We start from the raw sequence: 19,940 nt of genomic DNA on the forward strand, positions 1-19,940 counted from the left end.
TGAACGCTCACCGGATCAGCGCTTGAAATACCAGGATCAGGCCGATCAATCCGACTAGATGGACGAATGTCCTAATGACCGGCACACCAGCGGCGTAGAGCGGCAGGTAAATCGTTCGGGCAGCGAGCCATAGCCAGCCGCCGATGGCCGTCCATTCACTCGTCCGACCTGCAACAACGACACCTAGCAGGGTGACGATCGCGATCGGGTAAGTTTCCAAGAAGTTCGCCTGCGCTCGCACCAGCCGCCCGGCTACAGGCTCCAGAGGCGGAAGCGCCTCGTCTCGCGCGCCGACATTCCATTTCGCCCCATATTGCTTGGTCTTGAAGTGCGCCGCCGCGAAAATATGCGCCATCAGGAGCACACAGCTCCATGCCAGGATCTTCAGTTCAACCGCCATATCCGCCCCCTGCATCAGGATCGTTCTGGTGGCGACATTATCGGCAAGCGCTTCGTAAGGCTATGGGACTGATAAGGAACAACCCTCTCCCTAGAGCGGGAGAGGGTTGTTCGATTTGATAGCCTTCTAAATCAGAAGACCGGCTGATTGGCTGGATCGTCCGGATCAGCAACCGGAACCGGGATGGGCGTGACGGGCGAGTGAATCCCGCATTCCACCTTGTCCCATCCGCGCCAGCGGCCCGCGCGCGGATCTTCGCCCGGCAGCACCTTGGACGTGCACGGCTCGCAGCCGACGGACAGATAACCCTGCGCCTCCAGCGGATGGCGCGGCAGGTCATGCTCCTCAAAATAGGCTTCCAGATCGTCCTTGGTCCAATCACCTAGCGGATTGATCTTCAGGCGACCGTCCTCGACTTCGAACCGGGGCATATTCTGGCGCGTCGTCGACTGGAACGCTTTCCGCCCTGAAATCCATGCGTCAAGGCCCTGCTTGGCACGGCTCATGGGCTCGACCTTTCGGATATCGCAGCAGCCGTCGGGATCATAGGACCAGCGCAAGCCCGTCTCGTCCTTCTTGGCAAGCACTTCTGGGTCGGGAGTCACCGAACGGCTGTTGGTGAAGCCCATCCGAGCGATCAGCGTGTCCCGATAGTTCAGCGTTTCCGCAAACATCTTGAGCGTGTCGACAAAGATCACTGGAACGGTCTTGTCAGCCCGTGCAACCAAGTCCAGCAGCACAGCGCTTTCGGTGCCGAACGACGACACAACTGCGACTTTGCCGGCCAGCCCTTCGGAAAAGACGGTCTTCAGCATGGCCAGCGCGTCCACGCCTTCGAACCGCGCGTTGAGCGCGTCGGCATCCGCCTGGGTGAAGGCGGGGCGGGCGTCTATGACGTCAAGCTGGCGGGCAGGTTCAGCCATTCACACTCTCCGGGTGCCGTTTCGCCCACACCGGGCGGCGGCCATCGACGGTCTTTTGATAGACGTCGGCATAACGATTGAGCGCACGCTCCACGGCGGCATCGTCCAGCGCCTTGTCGGGCCGGAAGCTGTCGAAACCGCAGCGACGCATGGCGACAAGCTGGTCCACCAGCACATCGCCCACTGCACGCAGTTCGCCCTGATAGCCCGCCTCACGCAGAATACGGGCGGCCGAATAGCCGCGCCCGTCGCCATAGGCCGGGAAGTTCACCTCAACCAGCGACAGCCGGTCGATATAGGGCAGCAGTTCGCGTGCATCCTCGCCCGCTTCGATCCGCACCGCGGTCGAGTTGGACTGGCCGGTGAAGGATTCAACCGTCACGGCGGGTTCCTGCGTGGCTTCACCGTCGCGAAAAGACAGGAACTCAACCATAGATCGCCTCCTTGAAGGGCTTCATGCCGATGCGGCGATAGGTGTCGAGGAAGCGTTCACCTTCCTCACGCTGAGCAAGATAAAGATCCGTCACCTTCTCGATCGCTTCTACCACGCCATCTTCCGAGAAGCCGGGCCCTGTGATCTGACCAACGCTGGCATCTTCCGCGCCCGATCCGCCGAGGGAGAGCTGGAAATTCTCCACGCCCTTCCGATCGACGCCCAGCACGCCGATGTGGCCGGCATGGTGGTGGCCGCAGGCGTTGATGCAGCCACTGATCTTCACCTTCAGCTCGCCCAGTTCCTTCTGGCGGCCAGCGTCAGCGAAGCGTTCCGACAGCTTCTGCGCCAGCGGGATCGACCGCGCATTGGCAAGGCTGCAATAATCAAGGCCGGGGCAGGCGATGATGTCGGTGATCAGGTCCAGATTGGCCTCAGCCAGTCCAGCCTCATCCAGCTTCTGCCAGATGGCGTACAGGTCCGCCTTCTTCACATGGGGCAGGACCAGGTTCTGCGCATGGGTCACGCGCAGTTCGTCGAGCGAATATTGCTCGGCAAGATCCGCCACCAGCTCGATTTGTTCCGCCGAAGCGTCGCCCGGGATGCCACCGCGCGGCTTCAGGCTGATGTTGACGATCGCATAGCCTGGCTGCTTGTGCGCGGCTACCTGACGATCGACCCACAGCGCAAAGGCCGGATCGGCACGATCGATCTCGTCGCTCAGGCCCTGCTCATAAGCCGGGTTGGCGAAGAACGGCCGAATGCGCGCCAGTTCCTCCACCGGCGGGTTGAGGCCCAATTCCCGCATATGCGCGAATTCTTCCTCGACCTGCCGCTTATATTCCTCGACGCCCAGCTCGTGGACCAGGATCTTGATCCGCGCCTTGTACTTGTTGTCGCGCCGGCCATAGCGGTTATACACCCGCAAGCAGGCTTCCAGATATGGCACGATTTCATCTTCGGGCGCGAAGTCCCTGATGAGAGGTGCGACCATCGGAGTACGGCCCATGCCGCCACCAGCATAGACTTCCGCGCCGACCTGCCCATCGCGCGACACCAGCTTGAGGCCGATATCGTGCAGCTTCATCGCCGCACGATCCTCTTCGGATGCGATCACGCAAATCTTGAACTTGCGCGGCAGGTAGGTGAATTCCGGATGGAAGGTCGACCACTGACGCAGCAGCTCCGCCCAAGGGCGTGGGTCGGCTACTTCATCCGCCGACACGCCCGCATATTGGTCGGACGAGATATTGCGGATGCAGTTGCCGCTGGTCTGGATGGCGTGCATCTCCACCGTCGCCAGTTCCGCCAGAATATCCGGCGCATCGGCCAGCTTGATCCAGTTATACTGGAGGTTCGTGCGCGTGGTGAAATGGCCATAGCCCCTGTCATATTTGCGCGCGATCTCGCCCAGCTTGCGCATTTGCCGCGCGTTCAGCGTGCCATAGGGGATGGCCACGCGCAGCATATAGGCGTGCAGCTGCAGATAGAGGCCGTTCATCAGCCGCAGCGGCTTGAACTGATCCTCAGTCAGCTGCCCGGCCAGGCGCCGCTGCACCTGATCACGGAATTCCTCGACGCGCGCGTCAACGATGGACTGGTCGTAGCTGTCGTAACGATACATGGTTCAGATCACCCAGTTGCCGGCATCGGCGTCATTCGGTTTCAGCGTCAGGTCGGGACGCACGGTCGGACCAAGCGCACGGATACGATCCTTGATATGGGCCGGGCGCACGCCTGCGTCAGTGACGGTGGCGTCGATCACATAAGCGCCGACGACCCGTAGCGCAGCCTCTTCCGATCGCGCCAGCTCCTCACCTTTTTCGCCCACATCGACGGAGTCGCCGACCTGCCGCGACCAGCCGTCGCCTGCCCACCAGATCACGTCGCCGGTGCCAAGGTCATTGCCGGTCAAAATCTTCACGAATTCATCTCCGCCCCATTGTTCATCTGCGCGGCCCAACCGACCAACGCGTCCTGCGCCAGCGCATAGGCCGCCACATCGCCAACCACAATCAGGGCTGGGCTTTTTACTTTTTCCCGCCCGACCATATCGCCGAGGTCGGCAAGCAGCGTCCGCAAAGTCCGCATGTCAGACCGCGTCCCATTTTCCAGCACAGCCACCGGGATCGCAGGGGACACGCCGTCGGCGATCAGCTTGTCCGCAATATCCGCCGCCGTCGCCACGCCCATGTAGATGACGAGCGTGCGGCCGTTGCCCGCCAATCCCGACCAGTCTTGATCCGTCAGCCCCTTGCACTGTCCAGCCACGAAGCTGACCGCGCTCGCCGCATCGCGATGGGTGAGGGGAAGCTGCGCCTGCGCTGCGCAGCCGATCGCCGCGCTGATCCCCGGCACAACCTCCACCGGCACGCCTGCCGTGCGGCAAGCTTCCATTTCCTCGCCGCCGCGTCCGAAGACGAACGGATCGCCGCCTTTCAAGCGCACCACAGAGCGTCCGGCTAAGGCCAGTTCCACCAGCAGCGCGTTGATCCCTTCCTGCGGCATCGAGTGGCGGCTGCGCTGTTTCGCAACCGAGATCAGCTCGGCGCCAGGGGAAGCCATCGCCAGAATCTCGGACGACACCAGCCCGTCATGCACGATCACCTCCGCCTGCGCGATCAACCGCGCAGCGCGAAGCGTCAGCAGTTCCGGATCGCCCGGACCCGCGCCGACGAGAAAGACGGTGGCAGGTGCTTTTTCGGCCATGCTGGCCAAATGGCGAAAAGGTCCAAGCGTTTCAATTCAGAATGCTTTGCCCGGCGCGTAGGAAAATTTGGGCTGGCTGATCGCCGCTCCTGTCCATCCCGGCGAAAGCTGGGATCTGAAGTGGCCAGGTTCAATCGCCCATGGCGCTCGTATCAATATCCTTCAGTCCCACACCGATGGACGCGCGCGGCTGCTCGATTTCTGCTGAAGAGACGGGATAGGCGCAATAATCCGCCGCATAATAGGCGCTCGGCCGGTGGTTGCCGGAAATGCCGAGCCCGCCGAAAGGTGCTGATGACGACGCGCCGTTCGTGGGCCGATTCCAGTTCACGATGCCGCAACGCACATTCGCCCAAAACTGATTATATTGCTCCGGCGATCCTCCGATCAGCGAAGCGGAAAGCCCATAGCGGCTGTTATTCGCCTCCGCGATAGCGGCCGGGAAATCCGGCACCCGAATGACCTGCAGCAAAGGCCCGAACAGCTCGACGTCAGGGCGCTCGGCCATCGCAGTCACATCGATGATCGCAGGGCTCAGGAAAGGCCGCTCTTCGGACAGGCGGACCAGGTGCTTTATCGGCCGGCCGCCATGACTCATCAGATAGAGGAAACTTTCCGTCAGCTGGTCAGCCGCCTGGTTGTCGATCACAGGTCCCATGAAGGGCGCCGGGTCGGCATGGGGATGGTCGACGATCAGCCGGTCAGCGATCTTCTTAATTTCCGGGACCAACAGGCCGGCCAGCTCTTCCTTCACGATCAGCCTGCTTGCCGCCGTGCAGCGCTGGCCGCTCGACAGGAAAGCCGACTGCACGATCAGGGCCGCGGCGCTCGCTATGTCCCCTGTATCCCATGCGATGATGGGATTATTGCCGCCCATCTCCAGGGCCAATATCTTGCCCGGATTTGACGCGAATTGGCGATTGATAGCGATTCCCGTCGATGCCGAGCCGGTGAAGAGGATGCCATTCACATCCCCATGCGCTGCCAGCGCCTTGCCTTCATCCGGTCCCCCCAGCACGAGGCGCACCACGCCCTGCGGTACGCCCGCCTCGTGACAGAAACGGACCAGCATCTCCCCAACTGCAGGCGTCTTTTCGGAAGGCTTGAACAGCACGCCGTTGCCCGCCAGCAGCGCCGGGACGATATGCCCGTTCGGCAGATGCGCCGGAAAATTATAGGGGCCTAGAACGGCCATCACGCCATGCGGTTTGTGCCGCACCGACTGGCGAGCGCCCATGGCCGCCTCCAGCCGCCGCTGGCCCGTACGTTCGGAGTAAGCCGCGACTGAGATATCGACCTTGTTCATTACGGCCGTAACTTCAGTCCGTGCGTCCCACAGCGGTTTGCCGGTCTCGCGCGCGATCAGATCCGCCAGCGCTTCCTCATTGGCGCGCACGACATTAACGAAACGGCGGAGCGTCTCGATCCGATAGGCGATCGGCTGAGCGGCCCATGACGGCCATGCCGCACGAACCCGCGCGACCTCGGCCTCGACATCGCTGGCAGTCCCTTGCCACAGGAGTGCGCCAGTGGCGGGTTCGGTCGAAGTCAGCGTTGCAGGCATGCAAATGATATGGTGGATAATGGCGCGTTAGGGAAGGCCTCGCAAACTTCCCTGCACTGAAGCAAAGTCACGGCACCACCGGACCAACGCCCATCGCCTCGCCCATCCTTCTCACCGCCGCAACCTTGGCGTGCAATGGTCCCCAATCATCCCTATCTGCGATCGCACTCCAGATTGCCTCGACTTCATCGATGTGCATCGAACAAGGCGCAGCGTCCTGCCAATAGGGATGCTCCTCCTTTTCACGCGCCTCGAACCCGGCGACAGCATCGCGGAATGCCGCCCAATCCTGCCCAGAATAATCCGTTCCCTCACGCGGGTCGCCGCCGCGCCAGTCAAAAAAGAACCGGTCGATCGGCGTTTCAGTTGCCGCCATCGCCCGCACGGCAGCTTGGATCATGGCATTGGCATCGCCCGAGGGGACAAGGCCTAGCCGCCAGCAGAAACGGCGCACCATCGCTTCGCCAAAAAGCTGCGGGAAGCGTTCCAGTTGCTCGATCAGCGGCTCCGCTTCCACCAGAGGCCTCAGCGATACTGCGAGTTGCGCCACATCCCAATGGATCGCTTCTGCCTGCCGTCCGAAGGCATAAAGGCCTGCATGATCGAAATAGGCTGCGGTAAAGCCGGGCTGCCACAACGGCGTGAAGCGCCACGGCCCATAGTCGAAGCTCTCGCCTGTCACATTGATATTGTCGCTATTCAGCACGCCATGGACGAAGCCCGCGACCATATAGCTTGCCGCCAGATCCGCCGTCCGCTCGACCACGCGGCCTAGCAACTGTGCCGGGGCGTTATTTCCTGGCTCCTCGGCATAGAGCTTTCTCAGAGCATAGTCCGTCAGCCGCTCCAGCAACGCCTTGTCATCGAAGTAAGCGGCCCTTTGAAACGAGCCGATGCGGATATGCGAATGGCTGAGACGTACCATCACCGCTGCGCGGGTAGGGGAGGGCTCGTCATTGCGCTCCAGCGCCTCGCCCGTCTCGATCAGCGAGAAGGTCTTGGACGTATTGACGCCCAGCGCCTCCAGCATTTCGGTCGCCAATATTTCGCGCACGCCGCCTTTCAGCGTCAGCCGACCGTCGCCGAACCGGCTATAGGGTGTCTGCCCCGATCCCTTGGTGCCCAGATCCAGCAGCCGCCCCGCTTTATCCCGCAATTGTGCAAACAGGAACCCGCGCCCATCGCCGATATCGGGATTATAGGCCCGGAACTGGTGCCCATGATAACGGAGCGCCTGCGGCTGCGGCAGATTATCCGCCAAAGGCTCGAACCGCCCGAAATGCCTTACCCATTCCTCATCCGTCAGCCCTTCCAGGCCCACGCTCGCCGCCGCTCTGTCATTCCGGAAACGTAGGATCGTCTGCGGAAAATTGGCGGCCGCGACGTCATCGGCAAAGTCCGGCTGGAGATCGAATATTTCCTTTGCCGGAATGTATCTGGTGGCTTGCGAGGATTTGTCCATGCGGCGATATGGGGGAGCAGGGTAGGAAGTTGCAACCGCTGCCACAAACCCATGTAAATGAGGGCGCACGACCGTTGACCAAATTCACCGACGGATATTGGTGGTCCCCCGATGGCCTCAGGCTTCATTATCGGGACTATGCCGGCGGTGACGATGGCCGGCCGCCGCTGCTTTGCCTCCCTGGCCTGACGCGGAACGCTCGGGACTTTGAACCGCTGGCAGAGCGTCTCGCCGGTGAATGGCGACTGATCTGCCCCGACATGCGCGGTCGCGCCGAAAGCGCGCAGGCGAAAGATCCGATGACCTATGTCCCGCTCACCTATCTCCAGGATATCAGCCGCCTTCTGGCCGACCTGGCCATCACCCGTTTCGTTGCCGTGGGCACTTCGCTTGGCGGCTTCATCACCATGTTGATTGCTGCGACACACAAGGAATGGCTCGCAGGCGCGATTCTCAACGACGTCGGTCCGAAGTTGGAGCAGGCCGGGCTCGACCGCATCCGAACTTCTGTGGGTGTCGGCCAGTCACACCAGAGCTGGGTCCAGGCCGCCCGCGCGCTGGAGGAGGCGAACCGCGACATCTATCCCCGCTACGGGCTGGAGGAATGGCTGGCCATGGCCAAACGCCTTTACCGGCTCAACAGCGGCGGCCGCGTCGTGCTTGACTATGACATGCGCGTTGCGGAGCCGTTGCGCATGGCCGGCGGAGAGGCGGGCGTTGATATGTGGCCTGTCATGAAGGCCTTCAGCGATGTTCCGACGTTGATATTGCGCGGCGAGCGATCCGACCTGCTCAGCGCCGCAACCGCGCAGCGGATGGCGGCGGAAATCGGGCCGAGCGCAGAACTCGTCACTGTCCCCTACGTCGGCCATGTTCCAGTGCTGGACGAACCGGAAGCCGCCGCCGCAATTGACCGCTTGCTCTCGCGGGTTCTGCATGGCTGACATTTCCCAGCGGCCGCCCCGGCTGCTGCACGTGCATGGCAGCTTCTCGCTTGGCGGGAAGGAAGCGCGCGCTGTGCGCCTGATGAACCTCTGGGGCGACCGGGCTCAGCACATGATCGTCAGTGCCGCGCCTCAAGCCATGGGCGCGCGCGCGGCGATCGATCCGTCTGTTTCGGTCAGCTTTCCCGAATCCCCGCCGCTCACCGGCCGGCCCGGCCCGATGCGCTTCCGTGCGCTCGGTCGGTTTCTGTCCGGCTTCGATCTGGTGCTGACCTATAATTGGGGTGCGATGGATGCGGTCATGGCTCACCGCTTCTGCTCGCCCTTTCTACGGATGCCGCCGCTTATTCACCATGAAGACGGGTTCAACATAGAGGAAGCCGAACGGCTGAAGACGGAACGCAACCTCTATCGCCGCCTCGCGCTTCAGCGGGCGAGGGCCGTGGTCGTGCCTTCGATCCGCCTGGACGGGATTGCGCGTACGATCTGGAAACAGCCTGCGTCGAAGGTTCATCTGATCCGCAACGGTATCGATGTCGAGCGATATGCCGGGCCGGTTGCTGCTGACGCGATCCCCGGCCTGATGCGGTCGCCGGGCAAGCTGCTTGTCGGCACTTTGGCTGGACTGCGCCCCGTCAAGAATATCCCTCGCCTGGTACGCGCCGTCGCGCCTCATCGAGACCGGCTGCAACTAGTGATTGTTGGCGACGGCCCGGAACGGGATTCGATCCTGGCCGAGGCGGAGCGGCATGGGCTCGATGACATCTGCATGCCGGGCTTCCTTTCCGACCCATGGCGTTTCTTGGGAGCGCTCGATATTTTTGCGCTGTCCTCCGACAGTGAGCAGTTCCCGATTTCGCTCGTGGAGGCAATGGCGGCGGGATTGCCAGTGGCCTCGATGAACGTTGGTGACGTCGCACAGATGATCGCGCCGGAAAATCAGTCCTTTATCGTGCCTGACGAAGCGGCGCTCTCGGCTGCCTTGAAAGACCTAGCCGACAGCGCAGAGCTTCGTACGCGTCTGGGTGAAGCCAACCGCCATCGTGCTGAACGGGATTTTAACGAAGCCGCAATGGTCGATGCTTATGCCGCCCTATATGGACAGGCACTATCCAGCCCCCATATTTTGCGGTAGGGCGCGCCCCGGATATTCGTCATCGGTCACGAAAGCTGCTATAGAGCGGCTTTTATCCGATCGGGGACCCAGCAGCTTTTTGCGCGGGAGATTGCGTTGTTCAAGGGTTTGAAGCCCATCATCTATGGTGGTCGTGAAGTCTGGCCGCTGGTCGAAGGCGGGAAGGGCGTCGCCGTATCCAATCACGCCAGCTCGGGAGCTTGGGCTGCGGCAGGCGGTATCGGCACCGTTTCGGCGGTGAACGCCGACAGCTATGACAGCATGGGCAATGTCATCCCGCAAATCTATCATGGCCGCACTCGCCGCGATCGCCACGAAGAACTGATCGCTTACGCTATCGACGGCGCTGTTGAGCAAGTGAAGCGCGCCTTTGAGATTGCGGGCGGTAAGGGCGCGATCAACATCAACGTGCTGTGGGAGATGGGGGGCGCCCAGCGTGTGCTGCACGGCGTCCTTGAAAAGACCAGGGGCATGGTTGCGGGCGTCACCTGCGGCGCAGGGATGCCCTACAAGCTGAGTGAAATCGCGGCTTCCTACGGCGTCAGCTATCTTCCTATCGTCAGCTCCGGTCGTGCCTTCCGCGCCCTTTGGAAACGCGCCTATTCAAAGGCTTCGGAATGGCTGGCCGCGGTCGTCTATGAAGACCCCTGGCTGGCGGGCGGCCACAACGGCCTGTCCAACGCCGAAGATCCGCGACAGCCGCAGGACCCCTATCCCCGCGTCCGCGATCTGCGCGCGACTATGCGCGAGGGCGGCATTTCCGACGATGTGCCGATCGTCATGGCGGGCGGCGTTTGGCATCTCAAGGATTGGAACGACTGGATCGACAATCCAGAACTGGGCGCGATCGCCTTCCAGTTCGGCACGCGTCCGCTTCTCACTCAGGAAAGCCCGATCCCGGACGAGTGGAAGCAGCGTCTGACGCAGCTTGAGCCCGGCGATGTGCTGCTCCACCGCTTCTCGCCCACTGGCTTTTACAGTTCGGCGGTTCGAAATCCCTTCTTGCGCCAGCTGGAAGCCCGGTCGGAACGGCAGGTTCCGTTCAGCACCGAACAGGCGGGTGACCATACGCATCAGCTCGATGCGGGCGTGAAGGGCAAGAATTTCTGGGTCACGCGTGGCGACCTGCTACGCGCCCGGGAGTGGGTGGGGCAGGGCTTCACCTCCGCGCTCAAGACGCCGGACAACACGTTGGTATTTGTCACCGAAGAGGAAAAGGGCGAAATCCGCAAGGATCAGACCGACTGCATGGGCTGCCTCAGCCAGTGCGCTTTCTCCAGCTGGATGGATAGCGAGACCAACTCGACTGGTCGCCTCGCCGATCCGCGCAGCTTCTGCATTCAGAAATCGTTGCAGGAAGCTGTCCATGGCGGCGACCTTGACAAGAATCTGCTGTTCGCGGGCCATGGCGCCTACAAGTTCAAGCAGGATCCCTTCTATTCCAACGGCTTCGTGCCCACCGTGAAGCAGCTGGTCGATCGCATCCTGACGGGCCACTGATGGCGGATATTCAAGGATTGGCGGTGCTGGAATATCACACACCGCATTTCGACATCGTGCGCCCTGGGCAGTTCGTTCTCTGTGCTGTCTCGGGCGCGCGCATCGATCTCGACGATCTTAAATATTGGAGCGCGGAGTTCCAGGAAGCCTATCGCGGCCCCGTGGAAGCGACACAATCCTTCCTCCGCCACCGCGGCCTTCAGACCGTCTGACCTTCATCCTTTCTGTTCCCTTCTGCGCATTGCTGCGTTATCCTCTGCAAGCAGGCGACAAAGATCGCCGCATGCGGAAGGATGTCAGCGATGTCGCGGATAGATATCTATGGCGATCGAATTTGCGTCGCCACCAGCTTTCTGATCGTGGGCTGGTTCATTTACAATATCCTCTTCTAAGCGGACCGGTACGCTCGAGCGCTGGCCAATAGCGGCAGTCTCGGCTGCTAAAGCAAAGCTATGTTCCCTTTCTCAATTGAATGAGTAGATAAGTTCGTGAGCGCCATGCTCCGCGGCTTTTGAAGGATGTCAGCTTGCTCCGCGTCAACAACGGCTAAAGCGCACGGCCATGATGCGACCACGCAAGGTTTCGTGTTCCTCCGCAAATGGAGAAAAACGATGACCCGCAAATCTGTTCGCTCACAGCACAAGCGCCCTTCCGACCGGCGGCGCGACATTTACCTGCCCCACTCCTCCTGGTCCCGGACGTCCGCCGTGCCAGCGAATGCGGCGATAGCGCCCGACGACTTCTGGGCGCGCCTCGGCCTTTGATCAGCGGAAAACGACGGTCTTACCACCGTTCAGCAGCACCCGGCGGTCGGCGATCCACCCGACCGCCCGGGCCAGCACCTGCGCTTCGATATCCCGGCCGATGCGGATCATGTCTTCCGCTGTCGCGCGGTGGTCCACCCGCTCGACTGCCTGCTCGATGATTGGTCCTTCATCGAGATCCGCCGTAACGAAATGCGCCGTCGCACCGATCAGCTTGACGCCGCGCTCATGCGCCCGGTGATAGGGACGCGCTCCCTTGAAGCCGGGCAGGAAGCTGTGATGAATGTTGATGCAACGCCCCTCAAGCCGCCCGACAAGCTCTTCTGACAATACCTGCATGTAGCGGGCCAGGATCAGATAGTCCGACCGCGTCCTGCCGAAAATCTCCAGCAAAGCCGCTTCCTGCGCGGCCTTGTCCCCATTGGGTGGCAGTTCATGATAAGGAATGCCGTGCCATTCGGTGATGCGCCGCATGTCGGGATGGTTGGACACCACCCCCATGATATCTATCGCCAGCGTGCCCGTCTGCCAGCGGTGCAGCAGGTCGGCCAGGCAATGCGATCCTTTCGACACGGCGAGCAGCATGCGCGGCTTTTCATTCGCCGGCGTCATCCGCCAGTCCATGTCGAAGCGCGTCCCGATGGCCTCGAACTCGGCCTGCAGCCTCTCGGTGTCCGCCATTCGCCCATCGGTCGCCTCGAACGCCACTCGCATGAAGAAGCGGCCTGCTTCCCGATCGGCATATTGCTGGCTGTCCGTGATGAAGCCGCCTCGTTCCGCCAGAAACTGGCTAACGGCAGCAACGATGCCGACGCGGTCGGCGCAGACGAGCGTCAGCACCCAGGAAGGGACAACCGGATTGTTCAAGAACGCCTCCGCCAATGATCGGGAACGCCGTTGCCCTATGGTGGCTGCATGATCAAGCCGTTAAAGGGATCAGCCCTTCACGCTCGTCATCGCGAAAATGCCGGTGGCGTTGCCTGCGTCGAAGGACAGGTCCAACCTTCCTGTCTCCGGATCGATGTCTCGGCTGATAAATTCGTAAAATGATCCGGGCACTTCTCGGAGGTTTCTGCCCGCGAACATTCGTTCAACGGGATCTGCCCGCAACGCCGTCTGGCGAACGCGCCCAGTGCGGGATATTTCGATCTTGTCCTTGATCGGCCAATCCTCGCCCTTCAGCCGGTCGGCCAGCGCGGCAACGTCCGTTACCCGATCGGTGGCGTGATTGAAGGCGTTGCCTTCCGTAGCGATCCAGGCCGCTTCATGAGACCTCGACAGCAACAGCTCATAATCCTCCAGCGTGACGGGATCATGCTGCCGGTCGAATGCCGATACCAGCACAGGCAGGGCCGCCACGGCTTGGTCGAAGCCCACCGGTTCTCCCTGAGCATAGCTTTCGAGAAGTCTTATGCTGTCAGCGTCCAGCGGATCGCGCGAAGTCCCGAAAGTCCGGGCCGCGGCCTCGGCAAAATCGGCGTCAAATCGATCAACATGCAGTTCGGACAGGAAGAATTGCGGAATATCTTCCGATGCGTCCGCGTGGGCATAAGCCCGGCCGGTCATTTTCAGCCGGTCGAGCGGATAGACGCCCGCGAGGCAGTAACCCAAGGGCAAGAAGATGCGCGTGAAAGCGTCTTCGCCAGCGGGCAGGGCGCCGGTCGGCCCATCGGCCAGGCGAACCGTTCGCAATGCGCCATGGTCGAACATCACCTTGCCGCCGCGCGCAAGCGTATCCGCAACATAGGCTGCTCCGCTCGGAACTCGCTCAAGAAGGCCATGAAACAGGACGACGTTCATAGCCATCGCAAGCGCCGCCCGCGACACGGCCGGACCTCGTTCCTCCAGCAATGATGGGGCGATGGTCAGAGCCGCCATGACTTGCCGGGCAGCAGCTTGCCCCAGCACCGCTTGGACGAGCCCGGCGATATGCCCCTGTTCACTTGCCACGGTCATGACGCGCTCCACAGACAGAGCGTCTGTTATCGCTCGTGGCTCTTGAACTGCCAAGAGGCCGCAGCCTCGATCAAATCACATTTTCCGGGGCATGCAGTCTGCGCCAGCCGCCTTGATCGCGCCGCAAAGCCGTGTGGCTTCAGCATTGCTGGCCAAGGGTCCCGCCTGCAACTTGGTCACCGCGCCGCCCTTCACCAGAAACAGCTGATAAGCGGAAAGACCAGAAACCTTGCCCCGCAGGCTGTTCCAAAGCGCCCGCGCACGGCCCTCTTCGCTGAACGCGCCCAACTGGACGCGCCAGCCGCCGCTCGCCGCCGCGCGAGGAACCTCTGTCTTGGCAGGCGCCTTGGGAACCGATGCTTTCGGCGCTTCGACAGCCGCAACCGCTTTGGAGGCGACGGGCTTAGACTTCACAACAGCTTTCGGCGAAGCAGGCTTGTCTGCATCCGGAGCGGCCGGCAGCGTTGCGGTGGCGAGCGGGGGCGGCCCGTCCCGCGTGACAGGCATGCTGGACGTGCGGCCATTAGCCTCCGCAAGCGCCGTCACCTCCTTCTGACCCATCTCTCGAGCGAGGGCGAGGCCCTGCTCACGCTGATCGGCCGGGATATATTTGTCCATCTGTTTGAGGCTGGCTGTAGCCTGAGCCAATCCTGCCGCCGATGCCCGTGTCATCAGCGCATAGGCGCGCGGCCAGTTCTTCGCCGCAAGATCACCGTTAAACAGAGCGGTGCCGACGATATATTGTGCGCGTGGCTCCCCTCTTGCCGCTGAACGCTGCAAATAGGGCAGGGCGCTCGCCCGGTCCCCCTGCTGGAACATCAGCAGCCCCAGATTATCTTCCGCACGCACATGGCCCTGCGCCGCCGCTTTACGATACCAATCGATGGCGGCGGTCATATCGGCCTTCACGCCGCGGCCCAGTTTATAAGCCTGGCCCATGTTGAACTGTGCATCGGGGTCGCCAGCCTGGGCGAGCGGACGCCAGACAGAGACTGCCTTGTCATAATCGCCCTGTTGCCAGGCATCGACACCGGCCTTGACATCGGCAAGGGCCGGCGGCGCCAGGCTCAGCATCGTTGCGGCGGCCAGGATGCCCCAGATATGCTTCATGTGCATGTGCTCCTGAAAAGGACAGCTTTGCCATAGCCTATGATCTAACAAGGTTAACGGCAACTTAGCACTAATAACCGGATGCTCGATAGCGTTTCGCGGCCTGCCACAGGGATTGCGTGCTGTTAACCAATTCTTAGGCGCCCTCATGGCACTCCAATGCGGAATTGGATTTTCTGGGGGAAACGCGCGTGCGCATACTCGCATTGGCATCGCAAAAGGGTGGATCGGGCAAGACCACCCTGTCTGGCCACCTGGCTGTGCAGGCTCAGATGGCTGGCGCAGGGCCAGTCGTCCTTATCGACATCGACCCCCAAGGATCACTTGCCGACTGGTGGAACGAACGTGAGGCGGAATATCCCGCTTTCGCACAGACGACTGTTGCGCGCCTTGCAGCCGATCTGGAAATCCTGCGTCAGCAGGGCTTCAAGCTGGCCGTCATCGATACGCCGCCGGCCATAACCATGGCCATCCAGAGCGTTATTTCCGTTGCCGAACTGATCGTGGTGCCGACGCGCCCCAGCCCCCACGACCTTCGCGCGGTTGGCGCCACGGTCGATCTTTGCGATCGCGCTGGCAAACCGCTGATCTTCGTTGTCAACGCCGCGACCCCAAAGGCGCGGATCACTTCCGAAGCCGCCGTCGCGCTGTCGCAGCACGGCACCGTTGCCCCGGTAACGCTGCATCATCGCACGGATTTCGCCGCGTCGATGATCGATGGTCGCACCGTGATGGAGGTCGACCCTAACGGCCGCTCCGCAGGCGAGGTCACGCAGCTCTGGAGCTACGTCTCTGATCGCCTGGAAAAGAATTTCCGCCGCACTGTCTTTTCCGTGCCCAACGGCACAGCAGGCACCTCCGGTGCAGTTCGCCCGGCGACGGGTGGTTTCGGCCGCCGCGTCGTGGGCCAGTAAGAGGGAAGGGAAGACATCATGGCCGAACCTAAGCCACTCGCTTCGCTGACCTCCGGTCTTCTTGCTCGCAAGGGCGCAGCCCAGCCTGCCATGCGCCGCCCCGTCATGGGGTTCGGACGCCAGGCGAACGCAGCCCTGATGCAGGACGATCTCGGCTGGAATGACATGGGCTTTGACGTCACGGAGCCTGAGCCCGTACCGGCGGAGCCTCGCGCAGTCGTCGGCCTCACGCCGATGACTCAGCCGCCCGCAGCTGCTCCCGTGCCGCCCGTCGTCATGGCGCGCGAAGAATTGGCGGAACGTATGGAGGAAGCGGTCAAGACGATCGCTCCAGCCGCTCGCCCGGCCGCGAAGGGGCGCAAGGCCGCCTTCACGCTCCGCCTCGACGCCGATCGCCATCTGAAGCTTCGCCTTGCCAGCGCTGTTGTGGGCCGCTCATCGCAGCAGATGGTCACCGAAGCGCTCGACATATTCCTCGCCAGCTTGCCGGAGATTGACCGGCTCGCGCAGCAACTGCCGCGCGACGAAGCAGAGTAAGAAGGACATAGCCATGAAGCGCAACGCTCTTGCCAAGGCGGCCCTGTCGTCGCTCCTCGTCGGAACCACGATGGTCGGTTGCACCGGCGCGGCCTTCCGCCCGTCTGCTATCGCTCCGGTAAAGTCGGGCGATGATCGCGCCGCTGCCGCCATCGATAAGGCGCTGGCTGGCCGAGACGGTGCGCGTGCGCTCGCTGCAGCCGAGGCGGCGGTTCAGGCCGCTCCCCGTGACGCAGCTTATCGCCAGTTGCTGGGCCGCGCCTATGTGGCCAACGGGCGCTTCGCCTCGGCCGAGACCGCGCTCACGGACGCGATGACGCTCGGCAATCGCGACCCCCGCACCATCGTCAGCCTGGCTCTCGTAAAGGTGGCGCTTGGCAAGAGCGATGCGGCTCGCGATCTTCTCGCCGCGCATGCCGACATCGTTCCTGCTGGCGACTATGGTCTTGCCATGGCGATGGCCGGGGACGCGTCCGAAGGCGTCCGCATTCTTTCCGAAGCCATTCACGATCCGTCGGCCACCGCGCGCACGCGTCAGAATCTCGCTTATGCCTATGCGCTGGCGGGCCGTTGGAAAGACGCTCGGGTGATGGCAGGTCTTGATCTAGAGCCGCTCGCCGCCAATCAGCGCATCGCGCAATGGGCGCAGACCGCTGCCCCCGAATTCGCGCAGCAGCGCATAGCCGGTTTGATGGGCGTGACCATCGACGGTGCAGACGCCGGTCAGCCGGTTGCTCTCGCGCTCGCGCCCGAGGCTGCGCCGGTCCAGGCCGCACAAGCCGTCGCGCCCGAGCCGGTCGCCGAGCCCGCGCCCGTGGAAGTCGCTGCTGTCGATATGCCGCAGACTGAAGCCGTTCAGCAGGCTGCCTATATCGCCGCCGAAACGCCGGCACCCGCCTTCACTGCGCCCAAGGCGCCGATGATGGCCGCCAGCTTTCGCCAGCCAGCGGCCGTGCGCGCACCGCTCGCGCCGCGCCGCATACAGGCCGCCTATCATCCCGAAGGCAGGGGCAACAGCAACTGGGTCGTGCAACTCGGCGCTTATGAAAATGCCGCGGTCGCCAAGGAAAAATGGTTCGACATGGCTCGCCGCAACAGCGCGCTGTCGGCCTTGCCGGTACTTACCAGCCAGATCACGGTAAATGGCGTCAGCTATTCGCGCCTCGCCGTCAGCGGTTTCAACGATCGCGCTGAAGCGGTTGCCCTCTGCCGAGCAATCCGCGCCCGCCGCGGCCAATGCTTCGTGCGCGAAAACGCTCCTGACGCAGCGCCTCAGCGCTGGGCTCTGGCACTCAAGCCGCGTCAGTTCGCCTCGCGCTGAATCAGCAGAAGCGGGGCTTGACCGCCCCGCGCCGTAGCGCTTCCCTGCTTCGGGTTGAGCCCCTCGAAGCCCTTTTCTTCGCTGGAAGAGTAGCGGCCTCGATCGGCTCGGACCGGCTAAGGCAATCCATCCAGACCGAGATGCACTGAACGCCGCGGGCGATTGCGCGCCTGCGCGAATGTCAGCGCTATCATCCTGATCTGCTCGGGTTTCCGGCTATTCTGAACACCCGCCGAGTGGGTGAAAAGTGGCTCCCCGAGTAGGATTCGAACCTACGGCCATTCGATTAACAGTCGAATGCTCTACCGCTGAGCTATCGGGGAGCAGCCCGGCTCTCGCTGGGCAGGCCGCGCCTATAGCAGCGGGATTCTTCGGATGGCAAGCGCAGAATTACGAATTTTTTCAGGCAATGAATTGTTCGGCGGCAATGCGGTCATCCAGCGTATGTTCGGGGTCGAAAAGCAGCGTCAGCGGCGTGCCGCGATCGATCTGCACTTCCACCTGTGCGACGTCACGCACTTCCCGCTGGTCGGCCACGGCGCTGACCGGTCGCTTCACCGGATCCAGCACGGTAAATCGAATCGCCGTGCTTTCCGGCAGGATCGCGCCACGCCAGCGCCGGGGACGAAACGGGCTGATCGGCGTCAGCGCTACCAGCCCCGAACCCAGCGGCAGGATCGGCCCATGCGCGGAAAGATTATAGGCGGTCGATCCCGCAGGGGTTGCGACAAGCACACCGTCGCAAACCAGTTCGGAAAGAGCTGTGCGCCCGTTCACATGCACTTCCAGCTTGGCGGTCTGACGCGTCTCACGCAGCAGCGACACTTCGTTGATCGCAGGGATCGAAAAGCGCTCGCCATCCACCGTGTCGACCGTCATGCGCAGCGGATTGACCTTGAAGGGCTTGGCCGCCTCGATCCGCTGCTCCAGCCGCTCCAGCCGCCATTCGTTCATCAGGAACCCGACCGTGCCCAGGTTCATGCCGAACACCGGCATAATCTTGCGGCCTTCCAACATGGAATGCAGCGTCTGCAGCATGAAGCCGTCACCGCCGAGCGCGATGATCATGTTGGCCTGCTCGACCGGCACGAAATCATAGGCCGCGCGTAGCCGGTCTTCAGCGGCCTTCGCGGCCTGCGTGGGGGAAGCGAGCAGCGCCCGCCGCGGTTCTTCGCTCATCCGCCCGTCACGCTCATATGGCGTCCGATCGCGGCGGCAGGCGCTCCCGCGCCGATGCGGAAGTCGTGAGCAGCAGGCTTCAGCCTCAATGCCCGATCGATTAACGGCTCTACCGCCGCTAATCCGCCCTCGCGGAAGGCTGTCTTCAGATCGACATGATCCTCATGCCCCAGGCACATGAAGATCTTCCCCTCGCATGTCATGCGCATGCGATTGCAATCGGCGCAGAAATTGTTCGTAAGCGGCGTGATGAGGCCAAGCCGGACGCCCAAGCCATCGACTGCATGATAACGCGAAGGACCGCCAGTGCGATGCGCGATGGGCCGAAGGTCATGATGCGCCCGCAACTGATCTACCACATGCGTCAGCGGCAGATAATGGTCCGTCCGGTCCTCGCCTGTCTCGCCAAGCGGCATGGTCTCGATCAGGGTAAGGTCGAAGCCTTGCCTGTCACACCAATGGAGCATCGGCAGGATCTCACCTTCATTGATACCCCGCAGCGCCACCATGTTGATCTTGACTGCCAGACCCGCCGCCTTCGCCGCCGTCAGCCCTTCAAGCACCGGGCGGATATCGCCGTTGCGCGTGACATGGGCAAAGCGCTTCGGATCGCGGCTGTCCAGGCTGACGTTGATCCGGCGGACCCCCGCGTCGAACAGCGCGTCGGCATGCTGCGCCAGCCTGGTGCCATTGGTGGTGAGCGTCAACTCATCCAGCCCTTCGCCCAGATGCCGACCGATGCGATGAACCAGATCGATAATATCCCGCCGCACCAGCGGTTCTCCGCCGGTCAGCCTGATCTTGCGGATGCCGCGCGCGATGAACAGATCGGCGAGCAGCGCGATCTCCTCCAGCGTCAGCACCTGATCCTTGGGAAGGAAGCTCATCCGCTCCGCCATGCAATAGCGGCAGCGCAAGTCACAGCGATCCGTCACCGAAATCCGCAAATAGCTGATCGGGCGGCCCAACGCATCGGTCAGGCCCGTGCGCGGGAGATCGGGCTTGTCCATGCTCGCTTAGCTAAGCCATGGCAAACCCTGGTGCAAGCACTGCCGGTTGCAGCAACGTGAACGGGTCGCTAACCCGTCT

Annotated in this window: 20 protein-coding genes and 1 tRNA gene; 7 read left to right on the top strand and 14 right to left on the bottom strand. The window is 62.4% G+C overall.

Translation table 11 applies throughout. The features are described from left to right. Positions 1-7: 7 nt before the first annotated feature. The 8 genes from ACZ5Y5_RS03305 to ACZ5Y5_RS03340 form a co-directional block, all read right to left on the bottom strand. The gene (locus ACZ5Y5_RS03305; RefSeq protein WP_464809778.1) at positions 8-400 is read right to left on the bottom strand and encodes an MAPEG family protein; all 393 of its coding nucleotides are present in this window, start codon (positions 398-400) and stop codon (positions 8-10) included. A 131-nt stretch (positions 401-531) separates the two neighbouring features. Beyond that, positions 532-1,323 (bottom strand): phosphoadenylyl-sulfate reductase, encoded by a 792-nt coding sequence (locus ACZ5Y5_RS03310; protein ID WP_464809779.1) that lies wholly within the window; start codon positions 1,321-1,323, stop codon positions 532-534. Beyond that, positions 1,316-1,756: a DUF934 domain-containing protein gene (locus ACZ5Y5_RS03315; protein WP_464809780.1), complete on the bottom strand. Its 441-nt coding sequence runs from the start codon at positions 1,754-1,756 to the stop codon at positions 1,316-1,318. Before ACZ5Y5_RS03315 ends, ACZ5Y5_RS03310 begins: the two co-directional genes overlap by 8 nt. Further along, positions 1,749-3,380: a nitrite/sulfite reductase gene (locus ACZ5Y5_RS03320; RefSeq protein ID WP_464809781.1), complete on the bottom strand. Its 1,632-nt coding sequence runs from the start codon at positions 3,378-3,380 to the stop codon at positions 1,749-1,751. Before ACZ5Y5_RS03320 ends, ACZ5Y5_RS03315 begins: the two co-directional genes overlap by 8 nt. Positions 3,381-3,383: 3 nt before the next feature. Further along, on the bottom strand, positions 3,384-3,680 hold the full coding sequence (locus ACZ5Y5_RS03325) for a DUF2849 domain-containing protein (RefSeq protein WP_464809782.1): 297 nt from the start codon (positions 3,678-3,680) through the stop codon (positions 3,384-3,386). Beyond that, on the bottom strand, positions 3,677-4,465 hold the full coding sequence (gene cobA, locus ACZ5Y5_RS03330) for a uroporphyrinogen-III C-methyltransferase (protein WP_464809783.1): 789 nt from the start codon (positions 4,463-4,465) through the stop codon (positions 3,677-3,679). The genes ACZ5Y5_RS03325 and cobA overlap by 4 nt, the downstream gene beginning before the upstream one ends. A gap of 130 nt (positions 4,466-4,595) precedes the next feature. Further along, entirely contained in the window at positions 4,596-6,029 is a 1,434-nt protein-coding gene (astD, locus tag ACZ5Y5_RS03335; protein ID WP_464809784.1) for a succinylglutamate-semialdehyde dehydrogenase, read from the bottom strand. A 67-nt stretch (positions 6,030-6,096) separates the two neighbouring features. After that, entirely contained in the window at positions 6,097-7,491 is a 1,395-nt protein-coding gene (locus ACZ5Y5_RS03340) for a protein adenylyltransferase SelO family protein (RefSeq protein ID WP_464809785.1), read from the bottom strand. Positions 7,492-7,565: 74 nt separating this feature from the next. Here ACZ5Y5_RS03340 and ACZ5Y5_RS03345 point away from each other — a divergent pair, with 74 nt between their 5' ends. From ACZ5Y5_RS03345 to ACZ5Y5_RS03360, 4 genes are all read left to right on the top strand, one after another. Further along, entirely contained in the window at positions 7,566-8,435 is an 870-nt protein-coding gene (locus tag ACZ5Y5_RS03345) for an alpha/beta fold hydrolase (protein WP_464809786.1), read from the top strand. Then, positions 8,428-9,570 (top strand): glycosyltransferase, encoded by a 1,143-nt coding sequence (locus ACZ5Y5_RS03350; protein ID WP_464809787.1) that lies wholly within the window; start codon positions 8,428-8,430, stop codon positions 9,568-9,570. Before ACZ5Y5_RS03345 ends, ACZ5Y5_RS03350 begins: the two co-directional genes overlap by 8 nt. Before the next feature lie 96 nt (positions 9,571-9,666). Next, on the top strand, positions 9,667-11,070 hold the full coding sequence (locus ACZ5Y5_RS03355) for an NAD(P)H-dependent flavin oxidoreductase (protein ID WP_464809788.1): 1,404 nt from the start codon (positions 9,667-9,669) through the stop codon (positions 11,068-11,070). Continuing rightward, the gene (locus ACZ5Y5_RS03360) at positions 11,070-11,282 is read left to right on the top strand and encodes a DUF2093 domain-containing protein (protein ID WP_464809789.1); all 213 of its coding nucleotides are present in this window, start codon (positions 11,070-11,072) and stop codon (positions 11,280-11,282) included. The genes ACZ5Y5_RS03355 and ACZ5Y5_RS03360 overlap by 1 nt, the downstream gene beginning before the upstream one ends. A gap of 552 nt (positions 11,283-11,834) precedes the next feature. Here the strand turns inward: ACZ5Y5_RS03360 and purU are convergent. The 3 genes from purU to ACZ5Y5_RS03375 all read right to left on the bottom strand — a co-directional run bounded on the left by purU (position 11,835) and on the right by ACZ5Y5_RS03375 (position 14,906). Beyond that, complete coding sequence (gene purU, locus ACZ5Y5_RS03365) at positions 11,835-12,674, bottom strand: formyltetrahydrofolate deformylase (protein WP_464810459.1); 840 nt, start codon at positions 12,672-12,674, stop codon at positions 11,835-11,837. 96 nt (positions 12,675-12,770) lie between these two features. Continuing rightward, positions 12,771-13,790 carry a 2-oxoadipate dioxygenase/decarboxylase family protein gene (locus ACZ5Y5_RS03370; protein WP_464809790.1) on the bottom strand — a complete coding sequence of 340 codons (1,020 nt, stop codon included), beginning with the start codon at positions 13,788-13,790 and terminating at the stop codon, positions 12,771-12,773. Between the two features lie 75 nt (positions 13,791-13,865). Further along, a complete protein-coding gene (locus tag ACZ5Y5_RS03375) occupies positions 13,866-14,906 on the bottom strand; it encodes an SPOR domain-containing protein (RefSeq protein WP_464809791.1) in 1,041 nt (346 codons plus the stop codon). 185 nt (positions 14,907-15,091) lie between these two features. Here ACZ5Y5_RS03375 and ACZ5Y5_RS03380 point away from each other — a divergent pair, with 185 nt between their 5' ends. Genes ACZ5Y5_RS03380 through ACZ5Y5_RS03390 form a run of 3 tightly spaced genes read left to right on the top strand, consistent with a single transcriptional unit; the run spans position 15,092 to position 17,672 of the window. After that, positions 15,092-15,814 carry an AAA family ATPase gene (locus ACZ5Y5_RS03380; RefSeq protein WP_464809792.1) on the top strand — a complete coding sequence of 241 codons (723 nt, stop codon included), beginning with the start codon at positions 15,092-15,094 and terminating at the stop codon, positions 15,812-15,814. An 18-nt stretch (positions 15,815-15,832) separates the two neighbouring features. After that, positions 15,833-16,351 carry a hypothetical protein gene (locus ACZ5Y5_RS03385; RefSeq protein WP_464809793.1) on the top strand — a complete coding sequence of 173 codons (519 nt, stop codon included), beginning with the start codon at positions 15,833-15,835 and terminating at the stop codon, positions 16,349-16,351. A gap of 13 nt (positions 16,352-16,364) precedes the next feature. Then, entirely contained in the window at positions 16,365-17,672 is a 1,308-nt protein-coding gene (locus tag ACZ5Y5_RS03390) for an SPOR domain-containing protein (RefSeq protein WP_464809794.1), read from the top strand. A gap of 248 nt (positions 17,673-17,920) precedes the next feature. On the opposite strand, the gene ACZ5Y5_RS03395 is transcribed toward ACZ5Y5_RS03390, so the two are convergent. The 3 genes from ACZ5Y5_RS03395 to moaA form a co-directional block, all read right to left on the bottom strand. Continuing rightward, positions 17,921-17,995 (bottom strand) — tRNA-Asn (locus ACZ5Y5_RS03395). Between the two features lie 79 nt (positions 17,996-18,074). Continuing rightward, positions 18,075-18,851 (bottom strand): NAD kinase, encoded by a 777-nt coding sequence (locus tag ACZ5Y5_RS03400; RefSeq protein ID WP_464809795.1) that lies wholly within the window; start codon positions 18,849-18,851, stop codon positions 18,075-18,077. Then, a complete protein-coding gene (gene moaA, locus ACZ5Y5_RS03405; RefSeq protein WP_464809796.1) occupies positions 18,848-19,861 on the bottom strand; it encodes a GTP 3',8-cyclase MoaA in 1,014 nt (337 codons plus the stop codon). Before moaA ends, ACZ5Y5_RS03400 begins: the two co-directional genes overlap by 4 nt. Positions 19,862-19,940 lie beyond the last annotated feature (79 nt).

This window comes from Sphingobium sp. TomTYG65, from assembly GCF_055395525.1.

Excerpts from the sequence above, each read along its gene's own strand:
- ACZ5Y5_RS03305 (WP_464809778.1), bottom strand. The coding sequence starts at position 400 with ATGGCGGTTGAACTGAAGATCCTGGCATGGAGCTGTGTGCTCCTGATG.
- ACZ5Y5_RS03310 (WP_464809779.1), bottom strand. The coding sequence starts at position 1,323 with ATGGCTGAACCTGCCCGCCAGCTTGACGTCATAGACGCCCGCCCCGCC.
- ACZ5Y5_RS03315 (WP_464809780.1), bottom strand. The coding sequence starts at position 1,756 with ATGGTTGAGTTCCTGTCTTTTCGCGACGGTGAAGCCACGCAGGAACCC.
- ACZ5Y5_RS03320 (WP_464809781.1), bottom strand. The coding sequence starts at position 3,380 with ATGTATCGTTACGACAGCTACGACCAGTCCATCGTTGACGCGCGCGTC.
- cobA (WP_464809783.1), bottom strand. The coding sequence starts at position 4,465 with ATGGCCGAAAAAGCACCTGCCACCGTCTTTCTCGTCGGCGCGGGTCCG.
- astD (WP_464809784.1), bottom strand. The coding sequence starts at position 6,029 with ATGCCTGCAACGCTGACTTCGACCGAACCCGCCACTGGCGCACTCCTG.
- ACZ5Y5_RS03340 (WP_464809785.1), bottom strand. The coding sequence starts at position 7,491 with ATGGACAAATCCTCGCAAGCCACCAGATACATTCCGGCAAAGGAAATA.
- ACZ5Y5_RS03350 (WP_464809787.1), top strand. The coding sequence starts at position 8,428 with ATGGCTGACATTTCCCAGCGGCCGCCCCGGCTGCTGCACGTGCATGGC.
- ACZ5Y5_RS03360 (WP_464809789.1), top strand. The coding sequence starts at position 11,070 with ATGGCGGATATTCAAGGATTGGCGGTGCTGGAATATCACACACCGCAT.
- ACZ5Y5_RS03370 (WP_464809790.1), bottom strand. The coding sequence starts at position 13,790 with ATGACCGTGGCAAGTGAACAGGGGCATATCGCCGGGCTCGTCCAAGCG.
- ACZ5Y5_RS03375 (WP_464809791.1), bottom strand. The coding sequence starts at position 14,906 with ATGCACATGAAGCATATCTGGGGCATCCTGGCCGCCGCAACGATGCTG.
- ACZ5Y5_RS03385 (WP_464809793.1), top strand. The coding sequence starts at position 15,833 with ATGGCCGAACCTAAGCCACTCGCTTCGCTGACCTCCGGTCTTCTTGCT.
- ACZ5Y5_RS03390 (WP_464809794.1), top strand. The coding sequence starts at position 16,365 with ATGAAGCGCAACGCTCTTGCCAAGGCGGCCCTGTCGTCGCTCCTCGTC.
- ACZ5Y5_RS03400 (WP_464809795.1), bottom strand. The coding sequence starts at position 18,851 with ATGAGCGAAGAACCGCGGCGGGCGCTGCTCGCTTCCCCCACGCAGGCC.
- moaA (WP_464809796.1), bottom strand. The coding sequence starts at position 19,861 with ATGGACAAGCCCGATCTCCCGCGCACGGGCCTGACCGATGCGTTGGGC.